Here is a 15006-nt window from a genome sequence, read left to right on the forward strand (position 1 = left end):
CCGCCGGTGCGCTGCGCACAGACCCCCGGCGCAGCGGGGTCCGCGACCGCGTGCTGCCCGTGCTTGAGGACGTCCTCGGCCCCGGGGTCGCGCTCGCCCTCGCGCGTACCGCGGACCAGCTGCGCGAGGACGCCGACGCCCTCGACGCGCTCGCCGCCGAGCTCCTCGCGGCGGCCCGCGCCGCCGCCGAGGGCGCTACCACCCCCGCCGCCGCCCAGGGCGCCGCCGGCCCCGATGCCGTTCCCGGCGCAGACCCCCGCACCGGCCCCCTCGACGTCGCGGCGCTCGCCGACGCTCCCGCCGCGCTGCGCCGCCGGGCCCTGCGAGCCGCGGCGATCGACGCCGGCTGCCCACCGGGCTCCGTGCACCGCACGCACGTGCTCGCCCTCGACGCCCTGGTGACCGCCTGGCACGGGCAGGGCCCGGTGGACCTGCCGGGGCGGGTCAGGTTTGTGCGCACGTATGGCAGGCTGACCTCTCAACCCCCCCAGGACTGAGGAGCACCACCGGTGGACGCTGCGGACATGGGCACCGACCTCGAGCGGGTACTGCTCTCGGAGGAGCAGCTGGCCTCGCGACTCGATGAGATCGCCGCACAGATAGACGCCGACTACGCGGGCAAGGACGTCCTCCTGGTAGGCGTGCTCAAGGGTGCGGTGATGGTCATGGCCGACCTCGCCCGCCGCCTGCACGGCTCGGTGCAGATGGACTGGATGGCCGTCTCGTCCTACGGGTCGGGCACGAAGTCCTCGGGCGTCGTGCGGATCCTCAAGGACCTCGACGCGGACCTCACCGGGCGGCACGTCCTGATCGTCGAGGACATCATCGACTCCGGGCTGACCCTGTCCTGGCTGCTGTCGAACCTGCGCAGCCGCAGCCCCGCGAGCGTCGAGATCGCGACCATGCTCCGCAAGCCCGACGCGGCCAAGGTCGAGGTCGACGTGCGCTACGTCGGGTTCGAGATCGCGAACGAGTTCGTCGTCGGCTACGGGCTGGACTACGACGAGAAGTACCGCAACCTGCCGTTCGTGGGAACGCTCGCCCCGCACGTCTACAGCCACTGACGCGGGGCACCGAGGACGGGTCCGGGCGCGATTCGTCCTGCCCTGGGCGAACAGAGGGCCGAATCCCAAGGTTGAACGGGTAACTTCAACGTTCGACCGGCCACAAAAGCGATCTGGAGGGATGAGGGGGTTCGCCCCCGTCGCCCATGAATCTCAAGCGCCTCACCCGCGGCCCCGCCGTGTGGATCGTGCTGGCGGTGGCGATCCTGTGGATCGCTGCCTCCACCATGCTGTCCCCGAAGGTCGAGCGGATCGACACGTCGGCCGGCCTCCACCTGCTCAGCGAGGGTCAGGTCGAACAGGCCAAGATCACCGACGGCGAGCAGAAGGTCGACCTGACGCTCTCCAAGGCCTACTCGGTCGGCGGGGACAACAAGGGCAAGAACGTCGAGTTCTTCTACGTCGCCCCGCAGGGCCAGACGGTCGTCCAGGCGATCGCGGACGCGAACCCCAAGGGCGGGTTCAACTCCGAGGTCCCGCACCAGTCCTGGTGGGCCAGCCTGCTCAGCCTGCTGCTGCCGTTCGTGATCATCCTCGGGATCTTCTGGTTCCTGATGTCGAACATGCAGGGCGGCGGCTCGCGCGTGATGAGCTTCGGCAAGTCCAAGGCGAAGCTGGTCAACAAAGAGTCTCCGCAGGTCAGCTTCTCTGACGTCGCGGGCGTGGACGAGGCCGTCGAGGAGCTCGTCGAGATCAAGGAGTTCCTCGCGGAGCCGGCGAAGTTCCAGGCCGTCGGCGCGAAGATCCCCAAGGGCGTGCTGCTCTACGGCCAGCCCGGTACCGGCAAGACGCTGCTCGCCCGCGCGGTCGCCGGCGAGGCGGGCGTGCCGTTCTACTCGATCTCCGGTTCCGACTTCGTCGAGATGTTCGTCGGCGTGGGTGCCTCCCGCGTGCGTGACCTCTTCGACCAGGCCAAGCAGAACGCGCCGGCCATCATCTTCATCGACGAGATTGACGCCGTCGGGCGCCACCGCGGCGCCGGCATGGGTGGCGGGCACGACGAGCGCGAGCAGACCCTCAACCAGATGCTGGTCGAGATGGACGGCTTCGACGTCAACGCCAACGTGATCCTCATCGCAGCGACCAACCGCCCCGACATCCTCGACCCGGCGCTGCTGCGCCCGGGCCGGTTCGACCGCCAGATCTCGGTGGACCCGCCCGACCTCAAGGGCCGCGCCCAGATCCTCACGGTGCACGCGAAGGGCAAGCCGATGGCGCCCGCCGTCGACCTCGAGGCCGTCGCCCGCCGCACGCCCGGCTTCACCGGCGCGGACCTGGCGAACGTGCTCAATGAGGCTGCGCTGCTCACCGCGCGCACCGGCGGCCAGCTCATCGGGGACCACGAGCTCGACGAGGCGATCGACCGCGTCGTCGCCGGCCCCCAGAAGCGCACCCGCATCATGAAGCTCGAGCAGCAGAAGATCACCGCGTACCACGAGGGCGGGCACGCCATCGTGGCGGCCGCGCTGCGGTATACCGACCCGGTCACGAAGGTGACGATCCTGCCCCGCGGTCGCGCGCTGGGCTACACGATGGTCATGCCGCTCGAGGACAAGTACTCCACGACGCGCAACGAGCTGCTCGACCAGCTCGCGTACGCCATCGGCGGCCGGGTGGCCGAGGAGCTCGTCTTCCACGACCCGACGACCGGTGCCTCGAACGACATCGAGAACGCCACCGCGACGGCCCGCAAGATGGTCACCGAGTTCGGCATGAGCGAGAAGATCGGTGCGATCAAGCTTGGCCAGGGCTCCGGGGAGGTCTTCATGGGCCGCGACATGGGACACGGCCGGGAGTACTCCGAGGCCGTCGCCGCCGTGATCGACGGCGAGGTCCGGCGCCTGATCGAGGCGGCCCACGACGAGGCCTGGTCGGTCCTCGTGGAGTACCGCGACGTGCTGGACCACCTCGTCCTGGAGCTCCTCGAACACGAGACGCTCAACCAGGCCGAGCTCGCGGCGATCTTCACCCCGATCACGAAGCGCCCGCCGCGCGACGTCTGGCTCTCCTCGGAGGAGCGTGCCGTCTCCCAGCGACCGGCCGTCCTCACCCCGGGCGAGAAGGCGCTGCTCAACGGCAGCTCCCTGGTCGCGACGATGGACGTCCCGCCGACACCCGACGCCGCCCCGCAGGACTGAGCGGTGACGTCGGCACCCGAGGCGGGCGTCCCGTCGGGATCGACCGCGGGCTCGCTCGCGGCCTCCTCGCAGGGCTCACCGGTGGGCTCCCCGCAGCGCGCGCCGGGCGTGTACGACGCCGCGCGCGTCGAGGCGGCGATTCGTGAGCTGTTGATCGCGGTCGGGGAGGACCCCGAGCGGGCGGGCCTGCAGGACACCCCGTCGCGCGTTGCGCGGGCCTACGCGGAGACGTTCGCCGGGCTGCGGCAGAGCGCGAGCGACGTCCTGAAGACGACGTTCGAGCTCGGTCACGAGGAGATGGTGCTGGTCAAGGGCATCGAGGTCTACTCGACCTGCGAGCACCACCTGGTGCCGTTCCACGGGGTCGCGCACGTCGGGTACATCCCGTCGGCCGAGGGCCGGGTGGCCGGGCTGAGCAAGATCGCCCGCCTGGTCGACGTCTTCGCGCGGCGCCCGCAGGTGCAGGAGCGGCTTACGTCCCAGATCGCCGACGCCCTCGTGGAGCACCTCCAGCCGGCCGGCGCGATCGTCGTGATCGAGTGCGAGCACCTGTGCATGTCGATGCGCGGGGTCCGCAAACCCGGCTCCCGGACCGTCACCTCGGCGGTGCGCGGGCAGATGCGCAACGTCGCCACCCGGGCCGAGGCCATGAGCCTCATCATCGGCCACTGACTCGCGATGTCCCCGGTCCCGAACGCGTCAGTGCCGCACACCCGGTCGCCGGCGGGCCTGCCGGAGCGGCTCGCGCGTGCCGGGCGGACCCTGGTGATGGGCGTCGTCAACGTCACGCCGGACTCCTTCTCGGACGGTGGGCGCTGGTTCGAGCCCGCCGACGCCGTCCGGCACGGCCTGGAGCTGCTGGCCGACGGCGCCGACCTGCTCGACGTCGGCGGGGAGTCCACCCGGCCTAATGCCGGGCGGGTGCCGATCGACGTCGAGCTGGCGCGCGTGCTGCCGGTCATCGAGGCGCTGGCCCGCGAGGGCGCCGCGGTGAGCGTCGACACCACCCGCGCCGCCGTCGCGCGGGCCGCCGTCGAGCGCGGTGCGCTGGTCATCAACGACGTCTCGGGCGGCCTCGCGGATCCCGACATGCACCCGGTCGTCGCGCAGAGCGGGGCGGTGTACGTCGCGATGCACTGGCGCGGCCACGCGGACGTGATGGACTCCTACGACGTGTACGACGACGTCGTGGCGGACGTGTGCCGCGAGCTCTCCACCCGGCTCGACGAGCTGCGCGCCGCGGGGGTCCGGGACGAACAGGTCGTGCTGGACCCGGGCCTCGGGTTCGCCAAGCCGGGCTCGAGCAACTGGCCGCTGCTCGCGCACCTCGATGCGCTGGCCTCCCTCGGCCGGCCGGTGCTGGTCGGCGCGAGCCGCAAGCGGTTCCTCGGCCATCTGCTCGCCGGGCCCGACGGCGAGCCTGCGCCCCCGCTCGAGCGGGATCACGCGACCGCCGCGGTGACGGCGCTCGCGGCAGCGGCCGGGGCGTGGTGCGTGCGCGTGCACGAGGTGAGAGGCTCGGCCGACGCGGTCCGGGTAGCGGCGGCCTGGAGCGCGGCGGCGACGCGCAGCACGGGCGGGCGCCGCAACGACACCGAGCGCGGCAGCCACAACGAAGGAGCACGAACAACGTGACCACGCAGCCCAGCGATGCCGGTGCCGCGCTCGACGGAGCGGGCCGCCAGTACGACCAGATCAGGCTGGTCGGCATCTCCGCGACCGGCTACCACGGGGTCTTCGACCACGAGCGGCGCGACGGCCAGGTGTTCCGTGCCGACGTCATCGTGCACCTGGACACCCGGCGCGCGGCCGCGAGCGACGACCTCACGCTGACCGTGGACTACGGCACGCTGGGTTCCCAGGTCGCCGCGGTGCTGGCGGGCGATCCGGTGGACCTGGTCGAGACGCTCGCCGAGCGGATCGCCGCGACGGCGCTCGCGCACCGCGGGGTCGAGGTCGTCGACGTCGTCGTGCACAAGCCGCAGGCGCCGCTCACCGTGCCGTTCGAGGACATCGTGGTAGCGATCCGGCGCGACCGCACGACGGTTCCGGCGACGCCCGCGTGGACCCCGACCACGACCGACCAGGCGTGGATCCCGCCGGTCCGCACGCCCTCGGCTGTCGCCTGGACGCCCACGTCGGGCCAGAGCGTGCCGCGCGATCCGGCCGAGGCACCCGCGCCGATCACCGAGCCTGCCGACGAGTCCGATGACGCCGCGTTCGGGTTTGCGACGGTTTTCGCTGCGGTCTCCGCGGCCGCACCGTCGAGCCCGCCGGCCAGCCCGCTCGCGAGCCCGTTCGAACGCCCGCCCGCGGCCGTCGAGCTCCCAATGCCATCCGACGACGTCGAGCCGGTCGTCGCCGAGTCTGCGCTGGCTGAGCCGTCGCTGGCTGAGACCGCGCTGGCTGAGCCGTCGCTGACCGAGCCGTCGCGGGCCGAGCCCGCGCTGACCGAGCCGGTGCAGGCCGAGCCGGTGCGGGCCGAGTCGGCGTCGGCCGGGCCGGACCGGGTCGAGATGGACCGTCTCGAGGTCGCGCCGCCTGCGCAGGTGCAGGTCGTGCTCTCGCTCGGCTCCAACCGGGGCGCCGCCCAGGACACCCTGCGCGCGGCCGTCGCGGACCTCGCGGCCCTGGACGGAATCGAGATCGACGCCGTCTCGCCGCTCGCCCGCACCTCGCCCGTCGGCGGACCGGAACAGCCCGACTTCCTCAACGCCATCGTCATTGCGAGCACGACGCTCGCCCCGATGGCACTGCTCCGAGCGACGCAGGCCATCGAGACGGCGCACGGCCGCGTGCGGCACGAGCGCTGGGGCCCGCGCACGCTCGACATCGACCTGATCGTCTACGGCACCACGCTGGCCGTCACCGAGGACCTCGAGCTGCCGCACCCGCGCGCACACGAGCGCGCGTTCGTGCTGCAGCCGTGGGTCGAGATCGCGCCCGACGCCGTCCTGCCCGGCCTGGGCGGGGGACCGGTGGCCGCGCTCGCCGCGACGGCGCCGGACCGCGAGGGCATCCGCTGGCTCGCGCTGGACTGGCTCGACGCACCGAGTGCCGCGCCCGGACCCGACGCGACCGCCCCGCGCGCGCACGCGCACACCGCGGAACCGCGGACCGGTGAGGTGCCGGTCGTGCCCGAACCGTCGACCGGGGACGGGGCGACGTCCGACCTGATCACCCGGGACGTGCCGATGGTGGACGCCGGCGACCGGCTGCCGGCTGAACCGCTGCCGGCTGAACCGATCTCGGCCGCACCGCCGACGGCCGCACCGCCGATGGCCGCACCGCCGATGGCCGCACCGCCGGCGGCCGAAGCGCCGCCGGTCAAGGCCCCGCCCGCCGTGGACTTCGCGGAGCTGTTGAACCGGGACCTGCCGGCCCCGCCCACGCTCGACCGGGCGGACCCGTTGGCCGGACACCTGTCGGCCCGGCTGGGGCCGACGGCCGGGTCGGTGCAGCCCGTGCCCGACCGGCCGGCCGCGCCGAACTGGCACCTGACCGACTCGCCGCCCCCGGCCGAGCCGGCCGCCGGAGAACGACCCTCCTGATGCAGCGGACCAGGTGGCAGACCCTGCTGCTCGTGGCGGTCGTCACGACGCTGCTCGGCTGGCTGCTGCTCCACGTGCTCGCCGGGCAGGGCGTCGACCTGCCGCCGGTCCCGTGGCTGGTCGTCGTCGTGCTGCTGGTGATCTCCGGGATGGTGTTCCGGATGGGCTGGGCCGTCCGGCAGTTCCTCAAGGGCAAGAAGCCGACCCTCGACCCGATCCGGGCGGCCCGCACGGCCGTGCTGGCGAAGGCGTCCTCGTACACCGGGTCCCTGCTCGTCGGCTGGTACACGGCTCAGGTGCTGCTGGTCCTGGGGGACCTGGACATCGCCTCGCGGCGGGCCCGCGGGGTCGCCGCCGCGGTCGCCGCGGTGGGCGCGCTGATCCTCGCCGCCGTCGGGCTGCTGGTCGAATGGTTCTGCCGCGTCCCGCCCCCCACCACCTCACCGAAGGAACGGGCCGCCCAAGAGCCGACCGACCCCGCCCCCGCCTGACCCCAGAACCGTTGCGGCTGGGCGCTGGATAGCGCTCATGCCGCAGTCCCGTCTTGCGAGGGGACGGTCCCGGTCTGGCCCGCTGGTGCGGTGCCGGGTTGACGTTTCACGGCCACCTGCCGGGCAAGCCCGGTCTTACGGTCGGCTCCACGTCCGTTTCGGGTCTCCGCGCCACTCGCGGCGACGTTCAGCTCATTCCTGCCGTACCGCGCCAGGTTCAGCGCAGCGTTGACGTCCCGGTCCATCACCAGCCCGCAGACGTCACACACGTAGCTGCGCTCGGCGAGGGTGAGCTTGGCTCTCACCGCACCACACCCCGAGCACGTCTTGCTTGACGGGAACCACCGGTCGGCCACGATCAGGGTCCCGCCGTGCCACCCGATCTTGTAGGCGAGCTGGCGACGGATCTCAGCGAACGACGCATCCGCGACGTGCCGGGCCAGACGCCGGTTCTTGACCATCCCCGCGACGAACAGGTCCTCGAGCACGACCGTCCCGTAGGTGGCAGCCAGGCCGGCGGTCAGCTTGTGGATGGCGTCCTGGCACTTGTCGGCGACCTGTCCCTGTGCCTGCCCAAGCGCGGCGGCCGCGCGGCGCCAACGGTTCGACGGCGACCTCCGGCGGCGCGCGGCCGGGTCGTACGGGCCCTGCCTGCGGGCGGCGGTCCGAGACAGTCGCCGGACCTTGCGCAGCGCCTTGTTCAGGCGCCGGGGATTGGGGATCTGCTCGCCGGTCGACAGGGCCGCGAGGGTCTTGATCCCCAGGTCGATGCCGACCACGGCGCCTGGGCGCGCCGGCGCCGGGCGGTTGATCTCCTGCTCGAGCGTGAACGAGACGAACCATCGACCCCGCTCGAACCGCGCCGTGGCAGAGCGGATGCGGGCACCGAGCAGACGGTTGGTGACGTCCTCGTGCAGTTTGATCCGACCCAGCCTCGGCAGGACCGCAGTAGTGCCATCGGCCCGGATCGCGCCGGTGGTGAACCGGATCGACGGGCGGGCCTTGTGCTTGGACCTGAACCGGGGGAACCCGACCTTCGCGCCCTTGCGCTTGGGGCCCCGGGACGCCGACCAGCTCTTCAACGCCCGCGCGAGGCGCTCCAGGCCGCTCGCGTAAGCCTCTTTCGAGTTCTGGCGCCACCAGGGCGCCACGTTCATCTTGGCGAGGTTCCAGGCCTTGCGCAGCCCATAGAACGACCAGTCCACGAACGGGGTCAAATCCTCGCCCGTGATCCCATAGGACTTCTCCGCCGCACGCTGGGACAGGTTCGCCTTGACCCTCGCCAGCCCCCAGTTGAAAGCGACCCGGGCCCCGCCCGCGTGCGACCGCAACGCCCGCTCCTGGGTCGGGGTCGGATCCAGGGCCACCCGGACGGCGAGCAGGGTCACGACGGCTCATCCGCCATCGCAACCGCGACAGCCCCCGCCGCCCGGTTCGCCGCCGCCCTGCGCCCGTACAGGCGGGCGCACAGTGACGTGAGGATCTCGCTCACGTCACCCACCAGGTCATCGTCCACCTCGGCCGGATCCACGACCAACAACCTACGACCCGACCCCGACATGGCAGCCTCCACGTCCTGCGCACCGAACCTGGCGAACCGGTCCCGATGCTCGACGACGACCCTCGACACCTTCGGATCTGCCAGCAGGGCCAAGAACTTGCCTCGGTGCCCGTTGAGCGCGGACCCGACCTCGGTGACCACCCGATCCACGCTCAGGTGCTGCCCGGTGGACCATTCGGTGACCCGGGCGACCTGCCGGTCCAGATCGGGCCGCTGGTCAGCGGACGACACCCTGGCATACACCACGGTCAGCCCAGTGCTCCGCTCCGCGGTGACGGGCTCGCCGATCAGGACCAGGCCGCCGACCTTCCGAGCCGGGACGGTACGACACGCCCTGATGCCCCGCCCACTCCTTCAAGTTCACACCACCACTACGTCACGCCCACTAGCGCCATCTAGCGCCCAAAGGCCAACACGCGCAACCCTCCGCCGAGGTAGAGCCTCTGCGCCGAGATAGAGCGGTCCAGGGCTCTACCTCGCGCGGGGGGTACTACCTCGCGGGACGGCGGTCCCGGCTCGGGGGAGGTGGTGGCGATGGAAGGATGGGGGGTATGGAAGCTTTGGGGGTGGGTGGGCCGTTCGATCCGGCTGACGTTCGCTGGGTGGCCGTGTCGCCGCGGCTCGCATCCGCGCGACTCGCCTCGACGGTGATCGTGCTCGGGCTCCCTGCGCTCGGCGGCGCCGTGGCGGCCGGGCTGAGTGGGCTCGCCGGACTGTGGGCGATCCCGGCGGTGCTCGTCGCGCTCGGGCTCTGGGCGACCTGGCTGATCCCGCGCCAGGTGCGCGCGGTCCGATACGCCGAGCGCGCCGACGACCTGCTGATCCGCAAGGGCATCATGTTCCGCTCGATGGTGGTCGTCCCGTACGGACGCATGCAGTACGTCGACGTGCAGGCCGGGCCGCTCGCGCGCGCGTTCGGCATCGCGTCGGTCCAGCTGCACACCGCCTCGCCGAGCACCGACGCGGTGATCGACGGCCTGCCGCCGGCCGAGGCCACGCGCCTGCGCGACCAGCTGGCCTCGCGCGGCGAGGCGCGTCTGGCGGGCCTGTGACCTCCGACGACGGCGCTCGGGTCGCCGACGCGCCGGTCGCCCGCGGGCTGGCCTGGCGCCGGATGCACCCGGTCACGCCGGCGGTGAAGGGCTGGAAGGTCCTCGCCGTGCTGCTCGTGATCGCGTTCCAGTTTGCCGGTGAGAACGTCCGGCAGCTCGGCGATCTGCTCGGTGGACGCACCTGGCTCGTCGTTCTGGGCATCATCGTCGGCGGCGCGCTCATCGGGTTCGGGTACGCGGCGATCGCGTGGCGGATGACCCGGTTCGCGATCGACGACGACGCGGTGTACCTGCACAGCGGGGTGCTGTTCCGGCAGCAGCGCAAGGCCCGGCTCGACCGGCTGCAGGCCGTCGACGTCGTGCAGCCGCTGCTCGCGCGCATCCTGGGCCTGTCCGAGCTCAAGCTCGAGGTGGCCGGCGGCGCGGGCTCCGCAGTCTCGCTCGCGTTTCTGCGCGAGGACGAGGCCATCGCGCTGCGCGCGGAGCTGCTGGCCCGGGCGGCCGGGGCCCCGTGGGTCGAAGGGGCGACGGCGGCGCCGAAGGTGCCCGAGCAGTACGTCCTGGAGGTGCCCCCGGCGCGGCTGGTGGCCGGGATGGCCCGCTCCGCGGCGTCGGTCGTGCTCGTGCTGGGTCTCGCCGGGCTGATCACCGCCGTCGCCGTGTCGGGGGAGTTCAGCACGATCGTCGTGATGATCCCGGCGGTGCTGGGGTTCGTCGGCGTCTTCTGGAACCGGTTTTCGCGCGGGTTCAACTTCAAGGCACGGATCTCCCCGGAGGGGATCGGGCTGCGCCATGGGTTCACCGAGGAGCGCACCCAGACCGTCCCGCCGGGGCGCGTGCAGGCGATCAGCCTGGCGCAGGGTCTGCTCTGGCGCGGGCCCGGGTGGTGGCGCGTCGAGATCAACGTCGCCGGCTACGCCAGCGCGGAGGGTCAGTCCACCGAGAACGTGCTGCTGCCCATCGGCGACCGCGACCAGGCGCTCGTCGCCATCTGGCTCGTGCTGCCCGATCTGGGGGTCGCGGACCCGCGCGCGCTGCTCGCCGCCGCGATGGACGGCAGCGGCCGCGAGGACGACGGCTTCACCACGATGCCGCGTCGCGCGCACTGGCTCGACCCGCTCGGCTGGCGCCGCACCGGTTACGTGGTGACCGACCGCGCGCTGCTGATCCGCAGCGGCCGGCTGACCCGCCGGCTCGTCATCATCCCGCACGAGCGCACCCAGTCCCTCGCACTCGCCCAGGGTCCCGTCCAGCGCCGGCTCAAGGTGGCCTCGCTCGTGGTGCACTCCACGCCCGGACCGGTCACGCCGCGCGTGCCGCACCTCGACGAACGGGTCGCGGGCGAACTCATGACCGAGCAGGCGGCCCGCGCGCGCACCGCCCGCGCCGGCGCCGGCCCCGAGCTGTGGATGCGCCCGAGGGACGACGCGTGACGGGTCCCACCCCGACGCCCGGCGGCGCACCCGTGCGCCCCGGCCGGCTGGGGGTCGGCGTCGTCGGGGCGGGCCGCGTCGGAGCCGTGCTGGGCAGCGCGCTGCGCGCGGTCGGGCACCCGGTGGTGGCGGTCAGCGGGATCTCCGCGGCGTCCCGCGACCGGGTCGACGCCCTGCTGCCGGGCGTCCCGGTGCTCGAGGTGCCGCTCGTCGTCGAGCGGTCCGAGCTGGTCCTGCTCACCGTGCCCGACGACGCGCTCGCCCCCCTGGTCGCCGGCCTCGCCGACCTGGGGGCCTGGCAGCCCGGGCAGATCGTGCTGCACACGTCCGGGCGGTACGGCACGGACGTGCTCGCCCCGGCGCGCGCGGCCGGCGCGATCCCGCTCGCCGTCCACCCCGCGATGACGTTCACCGGCACCTCGCTGGACCTGGTGCGCCTGGAGGGCTGCTGCTTCGCCGTCACGGCGCCGGCGCCCGTGCTGCCGATCGGGCAGGCGCTCGTCGTCGAGCTCGGCGGTGAGCCGATCGTGATCGCCGAGGCCGACCGGCCGCTCTACCACGCGGCCCTCGCGCACGGCGCGAACCATCTCGTCGTGCTGATCTCCCAGGTCGCGCAGGCGCTCGCCGCCGCGGGCGTCGAGGAGCCGGGGCGGATGCTCGCGCCGCTGCTCACCGCGGCGCTCGACGGCGCGCTGCGCGCCGAGACGTCCCAGGGAGGCGCGCGCGCCGGCCAGGGGGCGATCGGCACCATGACCGGGCCGGTGGTCCGCGGCGACGTGGGCACGGTGCGGGACCACCTCGCGGTGCTCACCGCGCTGGCCGCGCGCGACGGCGCCGTCGACATCCCGATCGCCTACCGGGCGCTGGCCCGCGCGGGCACCCAGCGCGCACTCGCCGCCGGGCGCCTGGCCACGTCCGCCGCACAGCAGCTTCTCGACGCGCTCGTCGAGCCACCGAGTCCTCAGGAGGACCCCGCATGACCCTGCCCGTGCTGGTCCGTACCCGCGAGGAGCTGGCCGCCGCGCTCGCCGAGCGGCCCGTCGCGACGGGCGCCGGCCACGGTCGCGGCGTCGTGATGACGATGGGGGCGCTGCACTCCGGGCACCTGTCGCTGGTCACGCGCGCTCGCGAGCTCGCCGACCAGGTCCTGGTGACGATCTTCGTCAACCCGCTGCAGTTCGGCGCGGACGAGGACCTGGACACCTACCCGCGGGACCTCGAGCGCGACCTGGCCCTGCTCGCCGGGGTCGGTGCGGACATCGTCTTCGCGCCCACGCTCGACGTGGTGTTCCCCGACGGCGAACCGGTCGTGCGGGTCAGCGCGGGGAGTCTCGGCGAGGTCCTCGAGGGCGTCACGCGGCCGGGCCACCTCGACGGCGCGCTGACCATCGTGCTCAAGCTCATGCACCTCACCCGGCCCGACGTGTCGGTGTTCGGCCAGAAGGACGCGCAGCAGGTCATGGCCGTGCAGCGGATGGTGCGCGACCTGGACGTGCCCGTGTCGATCGTCGCGGCGCCCACCGTGCGCGACGACGACGGGCTCGCCCTGTCCTCGCGCAACGCGTACCTGTCCCCCACCGAGCGCGAGCGCGCCCTGGTGCTGTTCCGCGCGCTCGCCGCCGGGAAACGGGTCGCGCTCGACGGCGAGGACGGTGACGCGGTGCGCGCCGCCGCGCGGGCCGTGCTGGCCGGTGTGGGACCGGACGTCGAGCTGGACTACCTGGCGCTGATCGACCCCCGGACGGCCGTGGAGGTGCCCGCCGACCATCACGGGCCGGTCGTGCTCGCGGTCGCGGCCCGCATCGGGGCGACCCGGCTGATCGACAACGTCCCGCTGCGGCTGGGCGAGCGGGCGGGGGTGTCCGCATGACCGCCCTTTCGCGCACGATGATGATCGCCAAGATCCACCGCGCCACGGTGACCCAGGCCGACCTGCACTACGTCGGTTCGGTCACGGTCGACGCCGACCTGCTCGACGCCGCCGACCTGCTGGCCGGGGAGAAGGTGGACATCGTCGACGTCACGAACGGCGCGCGGCTGAGCACCTACGTGATCCCGGGCGAGCGCGGGGCCGGGCAGATCTGCATCAACGGCGCGGCGGCGCACCTGGTGCATCCGGGCGACGTCGTCATCCTGATCGCCTACGGCTCGCTGCCCGACGCGCAGGCGCGCACGTACACCCCGCGCGTGGTGTTCGTCGATGGCGACAACCGGATCGTGGACCGGTCGGGTGACCCCGGGCAGCTGCCGGCCGCCGGCCGCGCGATGCACGGCGGGCTCGCGCCCAGCGGCGTGCCGTTCGAGCAGGCGCGCCGATGACCCGGTTCGCCGCGCGGCTCGCGGCCCCGGTCGCGGGCTGGGTCGCGCAGGCCGACGTCGTCGTCGTCGGGTCGGGGATCGCGGGGCTCACGGCCGCGCTCGAGCTGCGCACCCGGGTGCCGCGCGTGCTGCTGGTCACCAAGGGCGTGCTCGCGTCCGGGTCGACCCTGTGGGCGCAGGGCGGCATCGCCGCGGCGCTGCACCCGGAGGACTCGCCGGGTGCGCACCTCGTCGACACGCTCACCGCGGGCGGGGGCTTGTGCGACCCCCGGGCCGTGGAGGTGCTCGTCACCGAGGGCCCAGCACGGGTCCGCGAGCTCGTCGCGCGCGGCACGAACTTCGACCTCGACCACGCCGGCGAGCTCGCGCTCACCCGTGAGGGCGGGCACCACGCCGACCGCATCGTGCACGCGGGCGGCGACGCGACCGGCGCGGAGATCTCCCGCGCGCTGCTGGCCCAGCTCGAGGCGGTGCGCGCCGACCCCGGGATCGAGGTCATCGAGCACGCGCTCGTGCTCGACGTGCTCACCGCCGCGCCCGGCCCCGACGGGCGCCCGGGACCCGCCTGCGGGGTGACCCTGCACGTGATCGGCGCCGGCACGCGCGACGGCGTCGGTGCCGCGCTCGGGCGTGCCGTGGTGCTCGCGACCGGGGGGATCGGGCAGGTCTTCCGCTCCTCCACGAACCCCACCCAGGCGACCGGTGACGGGATCGCGGCCGCGCTGCGGGCCGGCGCGAGCGTCGGCGACGTCGAGTTCGTCCAGTTCCACCCGACCGTGCTGTGGCTCGGATCCGGGGTCCGCGGGCAGCTGACGCTCGTCTCGGAGGCCGTCCGGGGGGAGGGCGCGCTGCTGCTGGACACCGACGGGGTCCGGTTCATGCCGGCCGCGCACCCGATGGCCGAGCTCGCGCCGCGGGACGTCGTCGCGCACGCGATGGTGCGGCAGATGGCGGCGACGGGTGCGGACCACGTGCTGCTCGACGCGCGGCATCTCGGGGCGGACTTCCTGCACAAGCGGTTCCCGACGATCTCCGAGCGGCTGGGAGAGCACGGCATCGACCTGACCACGGACCTCGTGCCGGTCGCCCCCGCGCAGCACTACCACTCGGGCGGCGTGGTGACCGACCTGTCCGGACGCGCCACCCTGCGCGGGCTCTACGCGGCCGGTGAGGTCGCCTGCACGGGCGTGCACGGCGCGAACCGCCTCGCCTCCAACTCCCTGCTCGAGGGGCTCGTGTTCGCCCACCGCGCGGCGCGGGACATCGCCCGGCGCGTCACCGCCGGCGAGCTTCCGCAGCGCGAGCCCGTCGAGCGGCCCGGCGAGGGCGCGCTCGTCGCGGCCGCGGCGCGCTCGCGGATCCAGCGGGCGGGCTCGGCCGGGCCCGGGGTGGTCCGC

14 protein-coding genes and 1 pseudogene are annotated in these 15006 nt (G+C 73.6%); 13 read left to right on the top strand and 2 right to left on the bottom strand.

Going from position 1 to position 15006, the window contains the following annotated elements; all coding sequences use genetic code 11:
• The 7 genes from VIM26_RS05125 to VIM26_RS05155 form a co-directional block, all read left to right on the top strand.
• The coding region (locus VIM26_RS05125) for a TilS substrate-binding domain-containing protein (RefSeq protein WP_331949276.1) at nt 1-497 on the top strand (497 nt) is incomplete at its 5' end.
• 12 nt (nt 498-509) lie between these two features.
• Nucleotides 510-1064, top strand: a complete 555-nt coding sequence (hpt, locus tag VIM26_RS05130; protein WP_331949277.1) for a hypoxanthine phosphoribosyltransferase — start codon at nt 510-512, stop codon at nt 1062-1064.
• Between the two features lie 146 nt (nt 1065-1210).
• Nucleotides 1211-3202 carry an ATP-dependent zinc metalloprotease FtsH gene (ftsH, locus tag VIM26_RS05135; RefSeq protein WP_331949278.1) on the top strand — a complete coding sequence of 664 codons (1992 nt, stop codon included), beginning with the start codon at nt 1211-1213 and terminating at the stop codon, nt 3200-3202.
• Between the two features lie 81 nt (nt 3203-3283).
• Nucleotides 3284-3874 (top strand): GTP cyclohydrolase I FolE, encoded by a 591-nt coding sequence (folE, locus tag VIM26_RS05140; protein WP_331949289.1) that lies wholly within the window; start codon nt 3284-3286, stop codon nt 3872-3874.
• Nucleotides 3875-3880: 6 nt separating this feature from the next.
• Complete coding sequence (gene folP / locus VIM26_RS05145) at nt 3881-4837, top strand: dihydropteroate synthase (protein WP_331949279.1); 957 nt, start codon at nt 3881-3883, stop codon at nt 4835-4837.
• Nucleotides 4834-6753 carry a 2-amino-4-hydroxy-6-hydroxymethyldihydropteridine diphosphokinase gene (gene folK / locus VIM26_RS05150; protein ID WP_331949280.1) on the top strand — a complete coding sequence of 640 codons (1920 nt, stop codon included), beginning with the start codon at nt 4834-4836 and terminating at the stop codon, nt 6751-6753. The genes folP and folK overlap by 4 nt, the downstream gene beginning before the upstream one ends.
• On the top strand, nt 6753-7244 hold the full coding sequence (locus VIM26_RS05155; RefSeq protein WP_331949281.1) for a DUF3180 domain-containing protein: 492 nt from the start codon (nt 6753-6755) through the stop codon (nt 7242-7244). Before folK ends, VIM26_RS05155 begins: the two co-directional genes overlap by 1 nt.
• A gap of 35 nt (nt 7245-7279) precedes the next feature.
• Here VIM26_RS05155 and tnpB read toward each other — a convergent pair whose 3' ends face one another.
• Together tnpB and VIM26_RS05165 are read right to left on the bottom strand one after the other, a co-directional pair.
• A complete protein-coding gene (gene tnpB, locus VIM26_RS05160; RefSeq protein ID WP_331949282.1) occupies nt 7280-8632 on the bottom strand; it encodes an IS607 family element RNA-guided endonuclease TnpB in 1353 nt (450 codons plus the stop codon).
• A pseudogene (locus tag VIM26_RS05165) lies at nt 8629-9126 on the bottom strand (IS607 family transposase); the annotation flags it as partial. The pseudogene VIM26_RS05165 and the gene tnpB, both read right to left, overlap by 4 nt.
• 230 nt (nt 9127-9356) lie before the next feature.
• Between VIM26_RS05165 and VIM26_RS05170 the strand changes: the two are divergent.
• The 6 genes from VIM26_RS05170 to VIM26_RS05195 form a co-directional block, all read left to right on the top strand.
• The gene (locus tag VIM26_RS05170) at nt 9357-9857 is read left to right on the top strand and encodes a PH domain-containing protein (protein WP_331949283.1); all 501 of its coding nucleotides are present in this window, start codon (nt 9357-9359) and stop codon (nt 9855-9857) included.
• Entirely contained in the window at nt 9854-11290 is a 1437-nt protein-coding gene (locus tag VIM26_RS05175; protein ID WP_331949284.1) for a PH domain-containing protein, read from the top strand. The genes VIM26_RS05170 and VIM26_RS05175 overlap by 4 nt, the downstream gene beginning before the upstream one ends.
• The gene (locus tag VIM26_RS05180) at nt 11287-12270 is read left to right on the top strand and encodes a Rossmann-like and DUF2520 domain-containing protein (RefSeq protein WP_331949285.1); all 984 of its coding nucleotides are present in this window, start codon (nt 11287-11289) and stop codon (nt 12268-12270) included. The genes VIM26_RS05175 and VIM26_RS05180 overlap by 4 nt, the downstream gene beginning before the upstream one ends.
• Nucleotides 12267-13160, top strand: coding sequence for a pantoate--beta-alanine ligase (gene panC / locus VIM26_RS05185; protein ID WP_331949286.1), 894 nt, complete (start codon nt 12267-12269; stop codon nt 13158-13160). The genes VIM26_RS05180 and panC overlap by 4 nt, the downstream gene beginning before the upstream one ends.
• The gene (gene panD, locus VIM26_RS05190) at nt 13157-13609 is read left to right on the top strand and encodes an aspartate 1-decarboxylase (RefSeq protein WP_331949287.1); all 453 of its coding nucleotides are present in this window, start codon (nt 13157-13159) and stop codon (nt 13607-13609) included. Before panC ends, panD begins: the two co-directional genes overlap by 4 nt.
• Nucleotides 13606-15006 (top strand): L-aspartate oxidase (locus VIM26_RS05195; RefSeq protein WP_331949288.1); only part of this gene is annotated, 1401 nt, incomplete at its 3' end. The genes panD and VIM26_RS05195, both read left to right, overlap by 4 nt.

Source organism: Pengzhenrongella sp. (genome assembly GCF_036565025.1).
Taxonomy (GTDB): domain Bacteria; phylum Actinomycetota; class Actinomycetes; order Actinomycetales; family Cellulomonadaceae; genus Pengzhenrongella.